The sequence below is a fragment of the Pseudomonas wadenswilerensis genome, from assembly GCF_024749185.1.
In the GTDB taxonomy this organism is placed as follows: domain Bacteria; phylum Pseudomonadota; class Gammaproteobacteria; order Pseudomonadales; family Pseudomonadaceae; genus Aquipseudomonas; species Aquipseudomonas wadenswilerensis.
This window is the reverse complement of sequence record NZ_CP087191.1, coordinates 769,597-785,120: the sequence shown is the minus strand read 5'-3', so window position 1 is coordinate 785,120 and position 15,524 is coordinate 769,597. Positions and strand designations below refer to the sequence as shown.

The window sequence follows — 15,524 nt, the reverse complement described above, 5'->3', positions numbered from 1 at the left end:
CATCATTCCTCCGCCAGGGCGACATGCACCCGGTCGGTCAACGGCTTGAACAAGTAGTTGAGCATCGAGCGCTCTCCAGTACGCACGAAAGCTTCCACCGGCATGCCCGGGCGGATGTCCTGGCCGGCCAGTTGCTGCAAGCCGGCGTCACTGACCTTGGCGCGTACCTGGTAGTAGGGCTGCTGGGTTTTCTCATCGACCAGACGGTCGGCCGAGACCAGGGTCAGCTCGCCTTCGACCCGTGGGGTTTTGCTTTGGTTGAAGGCGACAAACATGATTTCTACCGGCAGGCCCGGGTGCAGGCGGTCGACAAGCTCCACCGGAGCACGCGCATCGATCAGCAAGGACGCATCGCTGGGGACGATCTCCATCAGTTGCTGACCGCGGGCGATCACTCCGCCATTGGTGAACACGCTCAGGCCCACCACGGTGCCGCTGGCCGGTGCGCGCAGTTGGGCGTTGGCCAGTTCGAAGGCGGCGCTGCGCAGGCGATTGCCGAGGTCTTCGGCGCTGGATTGCATGTCGCTCAACTGCTGGCCGACTTCACGTTGGTACTCTTGCTGACGCTGGGCCATGCGCAGTTTCAGCTCCAGAACCTGACGGCGGGTGCGGCCGATATTGCCCAGGTCTTCCGAGATCGCCCCGTTGATCTGCGCGTACAGGCGTTCGCTGTCGAGCAAGCGGTTGCGCGGGATGTAACCGTCGCGGGCCAGTTCACGCAGGCCCTGCAGTTGCTCATCGAGCGCGGCGCGTTGCTCCTGCTTGTGGCTCATCGAGCCCTGCACGCCGGCCAGCATGGCCTCGGCACCGGCGATGTTTTCGCGCAGGCCGGCCAGTTCCATGTCCAGTGACTGACGCCGGCTGCTACGCAACTGGCGCTGCAACTCCAGGGCGGTGGTTACCCAGGGCTCGCTGGACAGTGCCTGCAACTCGGCCGGGAAAGTGATGCTTGCCAAGCCGTCACGCTCAGCTTGCAGGCGCGCCTCGCTGGCCCGGGCGTTGACGTATTGCACCCGCAACGAATCATGCTGGGCCTGGGCCTGGGTGGCGTCCATCTGCACCAGCACCTGCCCGGCACTGACGCTGTCGCCGTCGCGTACCAGCAGGCGCTCGATGGTGCCGCCGGTGGGATGCTGCACAGCCTGGCGACTGCCGGCGACTACCACGTTGCCTGACACCGGCACGCCCTTGTCCAGCGGTGCCAAGGCGGCCCAGAGGATGAAACCGCCAAAGCCGCCGATCACCAGCCAGCGGCCCAAACGGCTATGGCGGCGGGCATCGAGGGTCAGCAGGTTGTCGGGAATGGCATGCGCGTGAAGCGACTGAGGGACGGTCATGATCAGGATCTCGGGGTGCCGTAGCTCATGCTGACGCTGGCCGCGCTGCGCAGCGCCGGAGTAGGAGTAGGTGTAGGAGTAGGAGTAGGAGTAGGAGTAGGAGTGGGAGTAGGAGTGGGGATGCCGGCCGGCTTGTGGCTGCGCTGCAGGTCCTGCAACACCCGCGCGGTCGGGCCGAAGGCCTGCATTTGACCGTTCTGCAGCACCAGCAACTTGTCTACCGCCGCCAGCAGGCTGGATTTGTGGGTAATCAGGATCAGCGTGCGCTGCTGCGCCTTGACCTGTTTGATCGCCTCCAGCAAGGCGCGCTCGCCGAAGTCATCGAGGTTGGAGTTGGGTTCATCGAGCACGATCAGCGCCGGCAGGCCGTACAACGCCCGGGCCAGGCCGATGCGCTGGCGCTGGCCACCGGAGAGCCCCGCACCGCCTTCGCCGAGCTGGGTGTCATAGCCGTTGGGCAGTTTCAGGATCAGCTCGTGCACACCGGCTAACCGCGCGGCGGCCACTACCAGCGACGAATCGACCTCACCCAGCCGGGCGATGTTCTCGGCAATGCTGCCAGCGAACAGTTGTACGTCCTGGGGCAGGTAACCGATGTGAGCGCCGAGCAGGCCCTTGTCCCATTGCTGCAACTCGGCGCCATCCAGGCGCACCTTGCCGGCTGCAGGTGTGGCGACGCCGACCAGCAAGCGTGCCAGGGTCGACTTGCCGGAGCCGGACGCACCAATGATGCCAAGGCTGTCGCCGGCCGCCAGTTCGAAGCCAAGGTTGACCAGGCACGGCTTGCGCGTGCCCGGTTGTACCGCACTCAACTGCTCCACCAGCAAGTGCCCGAGCGGCGTCGGCAGTGGCATGCCGGCCGCGCGCGGCGGCTGCTCGCTGAGCAGGGTGTGCAACCGCTCATAGGCCTGGCGTGCCGAACCCCATTGACGCCACACGGCGATCAGCTGGTCGATCGGCGCCAGTACCCGGGCCATGAGAATGGAACCGGCGATCATCATCCCCGGGGTGATCAGTTGCTCGATCGCCAGCCACGCGCCCAGGCCCAGCACCAAAGATTGCAAAGCCAGGCGCAGGCTCTTGGACACCGCCGTCACCGCCGCCGTGCGCTCGCTACCGAGGTTCTGGCGCAGGAGAAAGCCGTGGTGCAATTTGGCCCAACGCTGACGCACCGCCGCCAGCATGCCCATCGCCTCCATCACTTCGGCATTGCGCAGATTGGCGCCGGCCTGCTGCCCGGCCTGCTGCGACAACTGCCCGGCTTCGGCGAACGGCGCCTGGGTCAGGCGCTCGTTGATCCAGGCGAGGATCGTCAACAGCACGGCACCCACCAACGCCATCAGTCCCAGCCATGGGCTGAACAGGAACATCACCAGCAGGTACACCGGGAACCACGGCGCATCGAAAAAGGCAAACAACGCCTGGCCAGTAGCGAATTGGCGCAAGCTGGTCAGGTCGCTCAGTACCTGGTTCGCCGCGCCCTTGTGGCCGGCCAGGCTGGCTTGGTAAGCGGCCTCGAACACCCTTGGGTTGAGGCGCATGTCCATCTGCGTGCCGAGGCGGATCACCACCAGGCTGCGCACCCATTCCAGCAGGCCCATGAAGGCGAACAGGCCGAGGACCATCAGGCTGAGCATCAGCAGGGTCATCTCGTTGCCCGAAGACAGCACCCGGTCATAGACCTGCAGCATGTACAGCGCCGGCGCCAGCATCAGCAGGTTGATCACCGCAGTGAACAAGCCAATGTTGGCAAAGCCGGCGCGGCAGGCCTTGAGCGCCTGCAACACCTCGTTCGCAGGGCGGGAGCGGGTTGCTTTCATGAAGGACCTCAACAGGGCAAGCCCACGGGCGATTGACCTCGCCGGCGCAGGCTCGCAGAATTCGCACCACCGCAGCCTGGGCCCGGCAAAGACGCAGACGGCGGGGTAAGCAAGCAGCGAATGGAGGAGTGATCTTCCATTCGCTTTTTTTTGCCTGGGGTCAGGCGGCCAGGGCGAAGTCCTCGGCCAGGGCCTGGACACCCACCACATCGGCCGAAGCCACGCTCAGCGGACCGGCAGCCAGCGCGGCGCTGACCACATCGAAGCTGTCGTCGGTGGACACGCCGTAACCGGCCAGCAGGTTGTCCAGCACGCCTTCCAGGGCCGAGGTGTTGCCCTGCATCAGGCCGTAGATCACGCTCTGTACTTCGTTGCCGACGCGACCGGCACCCAGCGCCGCATCCAGATCCAGGCCATTGAAGCTGACCACGTAGTTGCTCAGGGTGAAGTCGCTACCGCTACCACCGCCCAGCACCTGCCCCAGGGAAACATTGTCCAGCTCGCCCCACAGGTAGTGGTTGAGGTTGTCACCGGCTGGCAGGCCGCGGTCGAACACATAGTGCAGACCATTGGCAGTGTTGCTGTCGGCGATGAATGCGTAGTCGGAGCCCTGGCTACCGTGGGTAGCGTACTGGTCGCCGCTCAGGCTGCCGTTGCTGAAGCCGCCGGTATTGCTTTCGCCATGACCTGCAGTGGCGAAACCCGCGGTCCAGAACGCCAGGTAGTCATCGATCGACGAGCTGGAGAAGGCGGCATCGTAAGTAACGGAAAGAGTCATAACGGTTCCTCGGTGCATTGCATGATTGCGAAGGCGTATTCCCTGCCTTCGTGTCGCCCGACATGGGCAAACCCGGTGTGGATCAGAATTTGTATTCGAGCATTCCGCTCAAGGTCCGGCCGCGGGCCAGCGACAGGTTGTCGGTGTCGCCCATGGCCACGAAGTAGGCTTCGTCGGTGGCGTTCTCCAGCGACAGCGCCAGGTTCAGGCTCGGCGTCATCCAGTAGCTGGCGTACAGGTCGTAGACCTTGTATTTGGGCCATTGCGCCTGGTCGATCAGGCGGTAGCCGTGGTCGTTGAGGTTCTCACCGTTGCCCTTGCTGTAACGCAGGCGGGCGCCGACATCGAGGGTACGATCAAGAAAGCGCATGCCGACCGTCAGCGAGCCACGGTCAGCCGGCATGTAGCTGGCGTTACCCATGATGTGGCCGCAGCTGACGGCCTGGTCGAGGTCGGCGGCGTCCTCGGCACGCGAGACGCGTACCGGCAACATGATGACGCGGCTGCCGACCCGTACCGGGCGCATCACCGTTCCGGCGTTGGCCAGGCGCTGTCCGCCACCCATGTACAACTGCTTCGAGCAGAAATCATTGCTGCCGATCATGTGGGTGTAACTGAGTTGGCTGTAGTAGCGCCCTGCGTCGTAATCGAGGCTGTACTCAACCCCGCGAAAACGCGTCTGCTCAAGATTGTTCTGGTAGGCCGAGCGCCCGAGCGAAGTACCCAGCGCAGTTGCCCCGGGGAGATCGGCGTTGACATCCATGAACGAGAAATTGTCGATGCGGGTATCGAAATAGGCGACCTTGGCGCCAAAACGATCTCCTTCCTGCAACAGCGACTCCTTGAACAGGTTCACCCCCAGTTCCCAGTTGTGCGACTCCTCGGCCTTGAGGAACGGATTGGGATAGAGCATCTCGCTGCCACCGCCATGGGGGCGGCCGCTCATGAACACTTCGGTCACCGACGGCGGACGCCAGCCACGTCCCCAGCGGGTATAGACCTGCATCCAGTCGACACCGGGTCTCACCGCGATGCCGAAGGTGGGCGAGAAGCGGCCCTGCTCCTGTTCTTCGTCAAAGATCAGGTGGGTCTGGACACGTTGAAGGTTCTCACCAGTGACACCCCTTGGGTACATCCAGGTGGTGATACCGGTTTCGCCCGTCAGGCGATAACGGTCATAGCGTAATCCGGCATCGACCGTCAGCCAGTCGCCATGCTCGTACTGCACATCGCCGAACAGGCTAGCCATGATGCGCTTGCCTTCAGGCGTGGTGCCCTGAACGTAAGGCAAGGCCTGTTCATTAGGGGCCGGGACCCGGTCGGTGTTCGGCTTGAAGCTATCCTGGAACAGCTCGGTACCGTAGTTGAAGGTGATCTTGTCGGCATCGCCCAGGTAGAAGCGCGAAGTGTTTTGCAGCTGCAGGCCCCAAGTATCGGTCTGAAAACGATCGCCGTACGCCTCGACGCGGTTGTTGCTGCTGGCGGAGGCATCGTTACCGGCATTCCAGCGATCCTGCCGGGTCGAGACGAAATACAGCTTGGCCTTCAGATCGACCAGGTCGTTGTCTGGGCTGTAGCTGTAATCGAGCGAGGCATTCCTGGCGTTGAAATCACTGCTGCCGGTACGCTTGTAATAGAACTGCCGGGTTTGGTTGTCGTAGTAGGTCCAGGCGTCCTTGCTGTCGGTGTCGGTTTCCATGTAGTTGAGCTGCAGGCGCTGGTCGTTGGGCAGGTTCAGGCCCAGCTTGAGCAGTTGCGAACGGGTGACGCTGCCGGTCTCGCCGACTTCGGAGTGCAGCCAGTCCTTCCAGGCTTCGGGGTAGCTGGTCTTGCCGCGGATCTGGGTGCCGAGGTTATCGGCGTTGTTGGTGCCGGCGCGGTAATCCCCGAAGTGCCGCTCACTGACGCCCAGCAGTACATCGCCTAGCTCATTGCCGAAGGCAAACAATGCGCTGCCATTGAAGTTTGTGCCATTGCCCAGCTCGCCGATGCCATTACCCGCGCGCAGGCGGCCACCGTATTCCTTGTCGGGCCCGAGAAAATCACTGGCCTGCACTGTATTGAAGCTGGCGATACCGCCAATAACGCCGGCACCACCCATGCCCGCCTGGGTGCCTTTTTCGATCTCGATGGAGCTGATGAACTCCGGGTCGATGAACATCACCCCGTTGCGCTGCTGGTGGCCGTTGACGTTGAAGTTCTGGCGCATGCCGTCGATATTCATGTTGACCCGGCCATAGTCCTGCACGCCGCGAATGTTCACCGACAGCCCCGGGTCACGCTGGTTGACAGCGGTGTAGACGCCGGCGGTTTCTTCGAGCATGTCGGCGGCATGGCGTGGCGGGCGCTTGTCGATCTGCTCGCGGGTGATGACGCTGACCGACCGGGGCGTCTGATAGACCCAATCGGCATCGCTGTTCGAATCGACATGAGTTGCACCCAGCTCCAGCGCCTGACCGTCGTCCCGCACGCGCTCCAGGCCGACCCGGTCAGTGCCGCTGAAGCGATAGCGCACAGGCGAGCCGCGCAACAACAGGCCGAGCCCTTCCTGTGCCGAGTGCTCGCCACGCAAGCCGTCACTGCGCAGGCCAGCCAGCTTGCGGCTGTCGAAAAACACCTGCACCCCGGCCTGTTCGGCGAAGGCCAGCACGGCGCTGTCCAGGGCCTGGGCGGGAATGTCGAAGTGGATCAGTGCGGTGCGCTGGCTCGGGTTGGCGGGTTCGGCTGCCTGCACGCTGCCGATCCCCATCGGCAAGGTCCAGGCACCCAGCATCAGGCTGCTGGCAAGGGCTACCCGACCGAACGGTCGGGTGCGTCGTTGTTGTTGATTGCTCACGTCTGTTGCTCGCTGTGTTGGCGTTTTCTAGTAATGAAAATCAATCTCAACAAACAGACGTGCAACGCGGGGAAAGTCAGTAAAGAAAATCCAAAAGAAATTTACCCGGCGAACATCAGACGCCGCAGGTGAGCGCCGACTGCCCTTGTTCGCGGGCCTTGCCGCTGGTTTCGATGATCGATGCCGTCACCGCAACCTCATCGCCACTGGCCGAAATGTCACCGTCTTCAGCCACGCGGTAGCTCAGCTTGCGAAACAGCGAACGCACCTGATCCGGCGGTGCATCAAAATAGATCCCGTGCCATTCATAGCCGATGAATACACCAGTGACCTTGATGCCATGGAAGGGCTGATTGACCGGAGAGCTCACCTCCTCTTCCTGCGCTTCTACAGGCAGCGCCTGACGTTTGGCGATAGCCTGATCGAAGTACGGCTCAAGCTTTGCGCCGAACTCGCACGTGGCGGGGTTGAACTGCACCAGGTCGTCGGCCGCCAGCACTTGGGTGCTGGACAGTCCGAGCAGCAAGGCGCCGGAGATGGATGAAGCAATACACGCGAAAAAACCACTGGCCATATCCCTGCCTTCAGATCGTCGTCAAAACGCCAGTTTCGTGGAAAACAGCGCTACCGACAATCGGCCATGCGGCACTCAATAGATCAGGGTCAGCCCAGGCAGGTCGAGGCGGCTGGCCTTGAGCTCGTCGGTCAGCATGCCCAGCGCGGCATCAAGGTTGTCCAGGCGAAACATGCCGCTGACTTCACGCCGGGCCAGGGCCTGGTCGGTGATCAGCACGTGCCCGCCACGATAGCGATTGAGTTGCGCGGCAACCTCGCCCAGCGGCTCGCGCTCGAACACCAGCACACCACGCTGCCAGGCGGTAGCGCGACGTACATCGTGCTCGGGCCATGGACGAATACCGTGGGTCGTGTCGTAGCGCAGGCTCTGACCTTCCTTGAGCACCTGCTCGGCGCTGCCCGCTTGCGGGGTGGCCTGCAAGGTGACTGCAACACTGTGTTCGAGCATGCCGACCCAAGTGCCGCCATCAGGCTCGGGGCCGACCACGAAACGCGTGCCCAGGGCACGGCTGCTGCCCCCTGCCCGCTCGACCACGAACGGCCGTTGCTCATTGCCGGAGACCGGCGCAACGGTAAACACCGCCTCACCGGCCAACAGGCGTACACGACGTTCGCTGTCGCTATAGACCAGTTCGATGCCACTGTGACTGTCGAGGTCGACTTTACTGCCATCGGGCAAGGACACCTGGCGAACCTCACCTTTGGCCGTGGCGTAGTCAGCGCGCAATGCCAGTGAAAGGCTGGGCGCCTGCTCCACCCCCACCACCGCCAGCACCAGCAGCGCCGCCGTACTCAACGCCCAGCGCAGGCGTGAACGGCGTCGGCGCCCGGCCAGTGGACGAGCCACCGCAGGGAGCGCGATTGATACAGGCTGGTCCATACGCCCAAGACGGCCGAGGTCGGCCCAAGTCGCCTGGGCAAAATCCAGCGCCTGCGCATGGCGCGGATCACTGGCCAACCACCGCGCCAGCGCCTGCTCCTGCTCGGGGTTCAACGGGCCGGCGCTGCGCAGCACCGCCCACTCGGCGGCCTGCTCGCGAATGGCTTGCTCTGGCGAGTTCTGGCTGGTCACACGGTTCTCTCGAATTCTGGTTATGTGAGTGCTGACGTCTGAAGGCGCATTTCCCAGTAAACCGTTCGTCATCCTGGTTCCTGCAGACACTGCATCACATAGGCCAGGGCCTTGGCCAGATGCTTCTGTACCGAGCTGTCGGAAATATCCAGCGCCCGCGCCACCTCGGCGTGGGTCATGCCCTCAAGCCGATTGAGACGGAACACTTCCTGGGTACGTGGCGGCAAGTCGGCCAGTGCCCTGCGCAAGCGGCGCATGTGCTGTTCGGTGGCGGCGTTTTCGTCCAGGCCGGGGCTGTCTTCGACGATGGACTCCAGTGCTTCATGGGGCACCGAATCGGTCTTGCGCCGTTGCTGCTGGCGCACGTGATCGATCATCAGGTTGTGCGCAGTGCGATAGAGGTAGGCCGGGGTGTTGTCGATCCGTTCACGGCCCTGTTGCTCGGCCAGGCGCAGGAAGCTTTCCTGTACCAGGTCGGCGGCCAGTTGCGGGTCGCGCACCTTGCGCGTCAGCAACCCCTGCAAGGTTTTCGCGTGCTTGAGGAACAGCCGCTTCAAGTCGGACTCCGCCACGCGAACTCCCTGTGGATGGCCGGAAAGAAGACGGCATGCTACTCGTTAGTGAGAATCAGTTGCAACTTCAACCCGGCAAGCCTTGCACTTACCGGGGCTTTCAGGTCACTCGAACAACGCATCCAGCGCCTGCTCAAGACGGGTCACGGCAATCACCTGCAACCCGGGTGGCGCCTCTTTCGGCGCATTGCCCTTGGGCACGATGGCACGCTTGAAGCCATGCTTGGCCGCTTCCTTCAAGCGCTCCTGGCCGCTGGGCACAGGCCGCACCTCACCGGACAGACCGACCTCGCCGAACACCAGCAGGCCGTTGTCCAGCGGGCGGTTGCGCAGGCTGGACATGATCGCTGCCATCAACGCCAGGTCGGAGGCCGTCTCCAGCACCTTGACCCCGCCGACCACGTTGAGGAACACATCCTGGTCATGGGTAGGGATGCCGCCGTGGCGATGCAGCACCGCCAGCAGCATCGCCAGGCGGTTCTGGTCCAGGCCCAGGGTGACGCGCCGCGGGTTGGACAGGTGGCTGTCGTCGACCAGCGCCTGGACTTCGACCAGCATGGGCCGGGTACCTTCCCAGGTGGCCATGACCACACTGCCCGACACTTCTTCCTGGGCACGCGTGAGAAAGATTGCAGAAGGATTGGAAACTTCCTTCAGCCCGCGGTCGGTCATGCCGAACACACCCAGTTCGTTGACCGCGCCAAAACGGTTTTTCACTGCGCGCAGCAGGCGCAGGCGGCCGTCGGATTCACCTTCGAAATACAGCACGGTATCGACCATGTGCTCGAGCACCCGCGGGCCGGCCAGCGCGCCTTCCTTGGTCACGTGACCAACCAGGAAAATCGCTGTGCCGCTCTGCTTGGCATAACGCACCAGCAAGGCTGCACTTTCACGCACCTGGGAAACACCGCCGGGGGCCGACTGCAACTGCTCGGTGAAGATGGTCTGGATCGAGTCGATGACCATCACCTTGGGCTTCTCGACCCGTGCCGTGGCGATGATGGTCTCGATGCAGGTTTCGGTCATCACCCGCAACTTGTCCTGGGGCAGGCCCAGGCGCCGGGCGCGCATGGCCACCTGTTGCTGGGATTCTTCGCCAGTGACGTACAGCGCCGGCATGCGCGTGGCGATGTTGCACAAGGTCTGCAGGAGAATGGTCGACTTGCCGATACCCGGGTCGCCGCCGATCAGCACTACCGAGCCGTCGACCAGGCCGCCGCCGAGCACCCGGTCCAGCTCGGTGCTGGCGGTGGTGAAGCGCGGGATCTCCTCGACGCTGACTTCAGCCAGCGTCTTGATCTGTGCCTGCTGCCCGGCCCAGCCGGTGCGCCCGCTGGGGGCCGCAGCGGCACCGCTTTCCAGTACGGTCTCGACCAGGGTGTTCCAGGCCCCGCATTCACCGCATTGCCCGGCCCACTTCGGGAAGGTCGCGCCGCACTCGGTGCAGCCGTACATGCGCTTGGCCTTGGCCATGGGACGGTCCTCTGGAAAAAGGGACCATGATAGCCGACCTCGACCGCATGGGCGGCCACAGAAATCGACAAAACTATTCGGTATAACCGCAGTCTGTTGCAGCAGCGCGGAGCATGAAGCGCATAGCTGAATTACACTGCGTTTACCAAACTCATCTGTTACAAGGAATAAACCATGGGCGTGCTCAGTGAATTCAAGGCCTTCGCGGTCAAAGGGAATGTCGTCGATATGGCCGTCGGTATCATTATCGGCGCCGCCTTTGGCAAAATCGTTTCATCTTTTGTAGGTGACGTGATCATGCCGCCAATCGGCTTGCTGATCGGCGGTGTCGACTTCAGTGACCTGGCGGTAACCCTCAAGGCTGCCGAAGGCGACATACCGGCCGTGGTCCTGGCCTACGGCAAATTCATTCAGACCATTCTCGACTTCATCATCGTTGCCTTCGCGATCTTCATGGGCATCAAGGTTATCAACCGCCTGAAACGCGAAGAAGCTGCGGCGCCAACCCTGCCGCCGGTACCGACCAAGGAAGAAGAGCTGCTCACCGAGATCCGCGACCTGCTCAAGTCGCAAAACCAGCAACCCAGAGATCCGGTATAAAAAAACGGCGCCTGCGGGCGCCGTTTTTCTTGCTGCTTACCAGTAGGTCTCGACAGCCACCTGCCCGGGGCGGCGGCTGAGGCTGAGGTTCATGTCGCGCTGTTTGAGCACCTTGCGGGTGTCGTCGATCATCTGCGGGTTGCCGCAGAGCATCACCCGTGAATGCTCCGGGGTCAGCGCCAGGCCCGCCGCGCGCTCCAGCTCGCCATTCTCGATCAGGGTGGTAATGCGCTGGTTCAGCGCACCAGGATGTTGTTCGCGGGTGACGATCGGGATGAACTGCAGCTTGCCGGCATGTTCGGCCAGGTAGTCGCGCTGCTCCAGGCCGGCGATCAGGTCCAGGTACGCCAGCTCGCGCGCTTCACGTACCGAATAGACCAGCTTGATCGACTCGAAGCGCTCCCACACCTCGAAGTCCTGGAGGATCGACAGGAACGGCGCAATGCCGGTGCCGGTCGCCAGCAGCCACAGGTCGCGGCCGTCGACAAAGCGGTCGAGGGTCAGGTAACCAAAGGCCTGGCGATCGATCAGCAGGCTGTCGCCTTCGCCCAGGCGGCTCAGCTCACTGGTGAATTCACCACCCGGCACCACGATGGAAAAGAAATCCAGATGCTCGTCGAACGGCGAGGACACCATCGAATAAGCGCGCCAGACCACGCTACCGTCAGCCTTGGTCACCCCCAGGCGGGCGAACTGGCCGGCACGAAAACGAAAGCCCTGGTCGCGGCTGGTGCGCAGGCTGAACAGGCTGGGGGTCAGCGGCTGGACGTCGAGCAGCGTCTGGCGGGTGAACTTTTCAGCACTGGCAGTCATGACTTACTCCAAAAAACAGATAGCCCAGTGTCGCGCAAACGCCGCAAGATAAACACCGCAGGTTTGTAGTGGCATCGGCCTGTGTCGATCCAACCGGGAATCAGCCAGGATGGCGCACTCCGGCACGCTGCAACAACATTTCAACAGCCAGAGGCGAAAATAGAAGCAGTGCCTGGTAATAGCTCAATGATTTCACACTGATATCAACCAAATAATAACGCGTCGCAACTTGAAACTAACTGCCACGCCTTAAAGAACCTGCCTATCGAAACGATCACATTTCTATAGCAAAAAAACCCAACAAAACCGTCGGACTTTTCCTACACTGCTCTCCACGTTTATCCGTTGTTGGATCCACCAACAAGAGACTGGCCCCATGCCGCACTGGAAAGAACAGCAACTAGAGCAGTTGCTTGGCGAAACCGACGAAATACGGATGTTTGAGCTCGCGGTTTCCCTGGCCCAGCAACTGGACATGGAGTACCTGGCTTTCGGCATGCGTGTGCAGATAGCGACCCAGGCGCCTCAACTAAGAACCTTCAACAATTATCCCGATGCCTGGAACGACCACTACCAAAGCTGCAACTACCTGAACATCGACCCCATCGTCACCCACTGCCATCGCTCGCTGATGCCGATCCTGTGGTGCGATGACCTGTTCCGAGAGACGCCTCAATTCTGGGAAGACGCCAAATCCCACGGTCTGCGCCATGGCTGGAGCCAGTCGGCACACGATATGCGTCACAACGAAAGCATGCTCAGCGTCGTCCGCAGCCAACAGCCAATCAGCCTCGAAGAACTCTACGACAAGGCCGGCCAGACCATCTGGCTGTGCAACCTGCTGCACACGCTGATGATTGACCGGCAGCCGGGGCACGACACGCCGTCCTGCAATTTGTCCGCGCGGGAGACCGAAGTGCTGAAATGGTCTGCCGCCGGCAAGACCGCCGCCGATATCGCCTGCATCCTTTCGCTGTCGCAGAGCACGGTGAACTTTCACATCCGCAGCATCATCACTAAAACCAACGCGAGCAACAAAGCCGGCGCAATCGCCATTGCAGCGATGCGCGGCCTGATCTGAGGCAACAACCCCGCACTCTTTCAAAGCACGGTAGAATCACGGCCCTGTAGAGCGCGCCGCGCGCACGCACATCAATGCCCCAGAGCCTTACACCATGCCCCTGCTGACCAGCCCCTTCGCCGAACTCGACCTGCTTCGCCAGCCCGAGCAAGCCAACGACCCCCTGCAAGCCTTCGATGCTGCCGACGAGTATTTGCTGGAGCACATGGCCGAGCAGTCCCCTACGGCAATTACCCGGGTGCTGGTGCTCAATGACAGTTTCGGTGCCCTGGCCATCAGCCTGGCACCGCATGTATCGGTGCTCAGCAGTGGCGATTCGCACCTGGCTCATCTGGCCCTGGAAAAAAACCTGGTACGCAACGGCCTGGCCTTCGACGCAGTGCCGTTCGTGGCGGCCAGCAGCCCCTGGCAAGGCCCGTTCGACCGCGTACTGGTACGCGTGCCGAAGACCCTGGCCTTGCTCGAAGAGCAGTTGATCCGCCTGCAGGGCCAGCTGGCGCCCGGCGCGCAAGTGGTTGCCGGGGCCATGATCAAGCACCTGCCACGGGCTGCCGGCGATCTGCTGGAGAAGTATATCGGCCCGGTGCAGGCATCGCTGGCGAAGAAAAAGGCCCGGTTGTTGATTGCCAACTTCGAGCCGAAGTCGCCATTTGTCTCGCCCTACCCGACCCGCTATCAACTCGATGCGCCACGCCTTGAGCTGCTCAACCACGCCAACGTGTTTTGCCGCGAAGGCCTGGATATCGGCACCCGGGCGTTCCTGCCACACCTGCCCAAAGACCTCGGCGACGCCCGAGTCGCGGACCTGGGTTGCGGCAATGGCGTGCTGGCCATTGCCAGTGCCCTGGCCAACCCGCAGGCGCAGTACACCCTGGTCGATGAGTCGTACATGGCCGTGCAGTCGGCGCTGGAGAACTGGCAGGCCGCACTGGGCCAGCGGGAAGTCACTGTACGCGCCGACGACGGCCTGGCCGGGCAAGCGCCGCAGTCGCTGGATGTGGTGCTGTGCAACCCGCCGTTCCACCAGCAGCAGGTGGTCGGTGACTTCCTCGCCTGGCGGATGTTCCAGCAGGCTCGGGAGGCGCTGGTGGTCGGTGGCGCGCTGTATATCGTCGGCAACCGTCATCTGGGTTATCACAGCAAGCTGGCGCGGTTGTTCCGCGGGGTCGAACAGGTGGCGGCGACACCGAAGTTCGTGGTGCTCAAGGCGCGTAAATAAACCAGCACTGCGTCGCCTGCATCGCTGGCAAGCCAGCTCCCACAATAGACCGGTGTCCACTGGCCATGTGGGAGCTGGCTTGCCAGCGATGAGGCCCTAAAAAAAACCCTCCGCAGCTGACGCTGCGAAGGGCTGTAAATCCGCCGCAAGGCGGGATGGGAAATAGCGTTTCAGTGCGTGCTCAGTCCGGCCGCACTCATGAACAGGCGCATCAGCCAGGCAACAATCGCCAGGCTCACCACGCTGCCCACCCAGATCAGCGCCAACCAGCCCAGGCGCTGCCAGAGCGGTTTTTTCTCTTCGTCAATCGTGCCTTTGCCAGCCATTGCCATGCTCCCCTAGTGGTAGCCATCTTCGTGGGTCACCTTGCCGCGGAACACGTAGTAGCTCCAGAAGGTGTAACCGAGGATGAACGGGATGATGAACAAGGTCCCGACCAGCATGAAGCCCTGGCTTTGCGGCGGCGCGGCAGCGTCCCAGATCGAGATCGACGGCGGGATGATGTTCGGCCACAGGCTGATGCCCAGGCCGCTGTAGCCAAGGAAGATCAACACCAGGGTCAGCAGGAACGGGGTGTAGTGAGCGTTACGCGCCACCGCCCGGAGCAAACCGTAAAGGGTCACCAGCACCAGGATCGGCACCGGCAGGAACCAGAACAGGTTGGGCAGGCTGAACCAGCGCTCGGCAATGTCCGGGTGGGCCAGCGGCGTCCAGATACTGACGATACCGGTCACCGCCAGCAGCACCAGGGCCAGCGGGCGCGCCAGGTCGTGCATCTGCAGTTGCAGCTTGCCTTCGGTCTTCATGATCAGCCAGGTGCAGCCGAGCAAGGCGTAGGCAACGATCAGGCCCAGGCCGCAGAACAGGCTGAACGGGGTCAGCCAGTCGAGGCTGCCGCCGGCGTAGCTGCGATCGACCACCTTGAAGCCTTCGATGAAGGCACCCAGGGCCACGCCCTGGAAGAAAGTCGCCGCGAGCGAGCCGCCGATGAACGCCTTATCCCACAGGTGACGCTTGGCCGCAGTGGCCTTGAAGCGGAACTCGAAGGCCACGCCACGGAAGATCAGCCCGATCAGCATCAGCATCAACGGCAGGTACAGCGCCGAAAGCACCACGGCGTAGGCCAGCGGGAAGGCGCCGAACAGCGCCGCACCACCGAGTACCAACCAGGTTTCGTTACCGTCCCAGACCGGGGCGACGGTGTTCATCATCACATCGCGGTCCTGCTCACCCTTGACGAAGGGGAAGAGGATGCCGATGCCGAGGTCGAAGCCGTCCATGACCACGTACATCATGATGCCGAAGATGATGATGATGGCCCAGATAAGCGGAAGATCAACACCCATG

At 62.6% G+C, this 15,524-nt stretch carries 14 protein-coding genes; 3 read left to right on the top strand and 11 right to left on the bottom strand.

Translation table 11 applies throughout. From position 1 onward, the window contains the following. Positions 1–2 precede the first annotated feature (2 nt). From LOY45_RS03470 to radA, 8 genes are all read right to left on the bottom strand, one after another. Entirely contained in the window at positions 3–1,337 is a 1,335-nt protein-coding gene (locus LOY45_RS03470) for an HlyD family type I secretion periplasmic adaptor subunit (RefSeq protein WP_258578755.1), read from the bottom strand. A 2-nt stretch (positions 1,338–1,339) separates the two neighbouring features. Then, entirely contained in the window at positions 1,340–3,157 is a 1,818-nt protein-coding gene (locus LOY45_RS03460) for a type I secretion system permease/ATPase (protein ID WP_276543147.1), read from the bottom strand. 160 nt (positions 3,158–3,317) lie between these two features. Further along, entirely contained in the window at positions 3,318–3,935 is a 618-nt protein-coding gene (locus LOY45_RS03455) for a heme acquisition protein HasA (protein WP_258578754.1), read from the bottom strand. A gap of 82 nt (positions 3,936–4,017) precedes the next feature. Beyond that, positions 4,018–6,708 (bottom strand): TonB-dependent receptor, encoded by a 2,691-nt coding sequence (locus LOY45_RS03450; protein ID WP_258579290.1) that lies wholly within the window; start codon positions 6,706–6,708, stop codon positions 4,018–4,020. A 178-nt stretch (positions 6,709–6,886) separates the two neighbouring features. Continuing rightward, a complete protein-coding gene (locus tag LOY45_RS03445) occupies positions 6,887–7,345 on the bottom strand; it encodes a hypothetical protein (RefSeq protein ID WP_258578752.1) in 459 nt (152 codons plus the stop codon). 75 nt (positions 7,346–7,420) lie between these two features. Continuing rightward, positions 7,421–8,419 (bottom strand): FecR family protein, encoded by a 999-nt coding sequence (locus LOY45_RS03440; protein WP_233674524.1) that lies wholly within the window; start codon positions 8,417–8,419, stop codon positions 7,421–7,423. Positions 8,420–8,487: 68 nt separating this feature from the next. Beyond that, positions 8,488–8,991 carry an RNA polymerase sigma factor gene (locus tag LOY45_RS03435; protein ID WP_038997249.1) on the bottom strand — a complete coding sequence of 168 codons (504 nt, stop codon included), beginning with the start codon at positions 8,989–8,991 and terminating at the stop codon, positions 8,488–8,490. A 105-nt stretch (positions 8,992–9,096) separates the two neighbouring features. Next, positions 9,097–10,464, bottom strand: a complete 1,368-nt coding sequence (radA, locus tag LOY45_RS03430) for a DNA repair protein RadA (protein WP_134064364.1) — start codon at positions 10,462–10,464, stop codon at positions 9,097–9,099. Positions 10,465–10,638: 174 nt separating this feature from the next. Between radA and mscL the strand changes: the two genes are divergently transcribed. Continuing rightward, the gene (gene mscL / locus LOY45_RS03425) at positions 10,639–11,064 is read left to right on the top strand and encodes a large-conductance mechanosensitive channel protein MscL (protein WP_115088798.1); all 426 of its coding nucleotides are present in this window, start codon (positions 10,639–10,641) and stop codon (positions 11,062–11,064) included. A 36-nt stretch (positions 11,065–11,100) separates the two neighbouring features. Here the strand turns inward: mscL and LOY45_RS03420 are convergent, their stop codons facing one another. Beyond that, complete coding sequence (locus tag LOY45_RS03420; RefSeq protein WP_115088799.1) at positions 11,101–11,877, bottom strand: ferredoxin--NADP reductase; 777 nt, start codon at positions 11,875–11,877, stop codon at positions 11,101–11,103. A gap of 376 nt (positions 11,878–12,253) precedes the next feature. Here LOY45_RS03420 and LOY45_RS03415 point away from each other — a divergent pair, with 376 nt between their 5' ends. Together LOY45_RS03415 and LOY45_RS03410 are read left to right on the top strand one after the other, a co-directional pair. Then, positions 12,254–12,958, top strand: coding sequence for an autoinducer binding domain-containing protein (locus LOY45_RS03415; protein ID WP_115088800.1), 705 nt, complete (start codon positions 12,254–12,256; stop codon positions 12,956–12,958). A 94-nt stretch (positions 12,959–13,052) separates the two neighbouring features. Beyond that, positions 13,053–14,177: a methyltransferase gene (locus tag LOY45_RS03410; RefSeq protein ID WP_258578751.1), complete on the top strand. Its 1,125-nt coding sequence runs from the start codon at positions 13,053–13,055 to the stop codon at positions 14,175–14,177. Between the two features lie 170 nt (positions 14,178–14,347). Here LOY45_RS03410 and LOY45_RS03405 read toward each other — a convergent pair whose 3' ends face one another. Then, a complete protein-coding gene (locus LOY45_RS03405; protein WP_258578750.1) occupies positions 14,348–14,503 on the bottom strand; it encodes a DUF2474 domain-containing protein in 156 nt (51 codons plus the stop codon). 12 nt (positions 14,504–14,515) lie between these two features. Then, the gene (gene cydB / locus LOY45_RS03400; RefSeq protein ID WP_115088803.1) at positions 14,516–15,523 is read right to left on the bottom strand and encodes a cytochrome d ubiquinol oxidase subunit II; all 1,008 of its coding nucleotides are present in this window, start codon (positions 15,521–15,523) and stop codon (positions 14,516–14,518) included. Position 15,524 lies beyond the last annotated feature (1 nt).

Bases quoted from the DNA above. Each gene is read 5' to 3' on its own strand.
- LOY45_RS03470 (WP_258578755.1), bottom strand. From the start codon at position 1,337: ATGACCGTCCCTCAGTCGCTTCACGCGCATGCCATTCCCGACAACCTG.
- LOY45_RS03460 (WP_276543147.1), bottom strand. From the start codon at position 3,157: ATGAAAGCAACCCGCTCCCGCCCTGCGAACGAGGTGTTGCAGGCGCTC.
- LOY45_RS03455 (WP_258578754.1), bottom strand. From the start codon at position 3,935: ATGACTCTTTCCGTTACTTACGATGCCGCCTTCTCCAGCTCGTCGATC.
- LOY45_RS03450 (WP_258579290.1), bottom strand. From the start codon at position 6,708: ATGCTGGGTGCCTGGACCTTGCCGATGGGGATCGGCAGCGTGCAGGCA.
- LOY45_RS03445 (WP_258578752.1), bottom strand. From the start codon at position 7,345: ATGGCCAGTGGTTTTTTCGCGTGTATTGCTTCATCCATCTCCGGCGCC.
- radA (WP_134064364.1), bottom strand. From the start codon at position 10,464: ATGGCCAAGGCCAAGCGCATGTACGGCTGCACCGAGTGCGGCGCGACC.
- mscL (WP_115088798.1), top strand. From the start codon at position 10,639: ATGGGCGTGCTCAGTGAATTCAAGGCCTTCGCGGTCAAAGGGAATGTC.
- LOY45_RS03420 (WP_115088799.1), bottom strand. From the start codon at position 11,877: ATGACTGCCAGTGCTGAAAAGTTCACCCGCCAGACGCTGCTCGACGTC.
- LOY45_RS03415 (WP_115088800.1), top strand. From the start codon at position 12,254: ATGCCGCACTGGAAAGAACAGCAACTAGAGCAGTTGCTTGGCGAAACC.
- LOY45_RS03410 (WP_258578751.1), top strand. From the start codon at position 13,053: ATGCCCCTGCTGACCAGCCCCTTCGCCGAACTCGACCTGCTTCGCCAG.
- LOY45_RS03405 (WP_258578750.1), bottom strand. From the start codon at position 14,503: ATGGCTGGCAAAGGCACGATTGACGAAGAGAAAAAACCGCTCTGGCAG.
- cydB (WP_115088803.1), bottom strand. From the start codon at position 15,523: ATGGGTGTTGATCTTCCGCTTATCTGGGCCATCATCATCATCTTCGGC.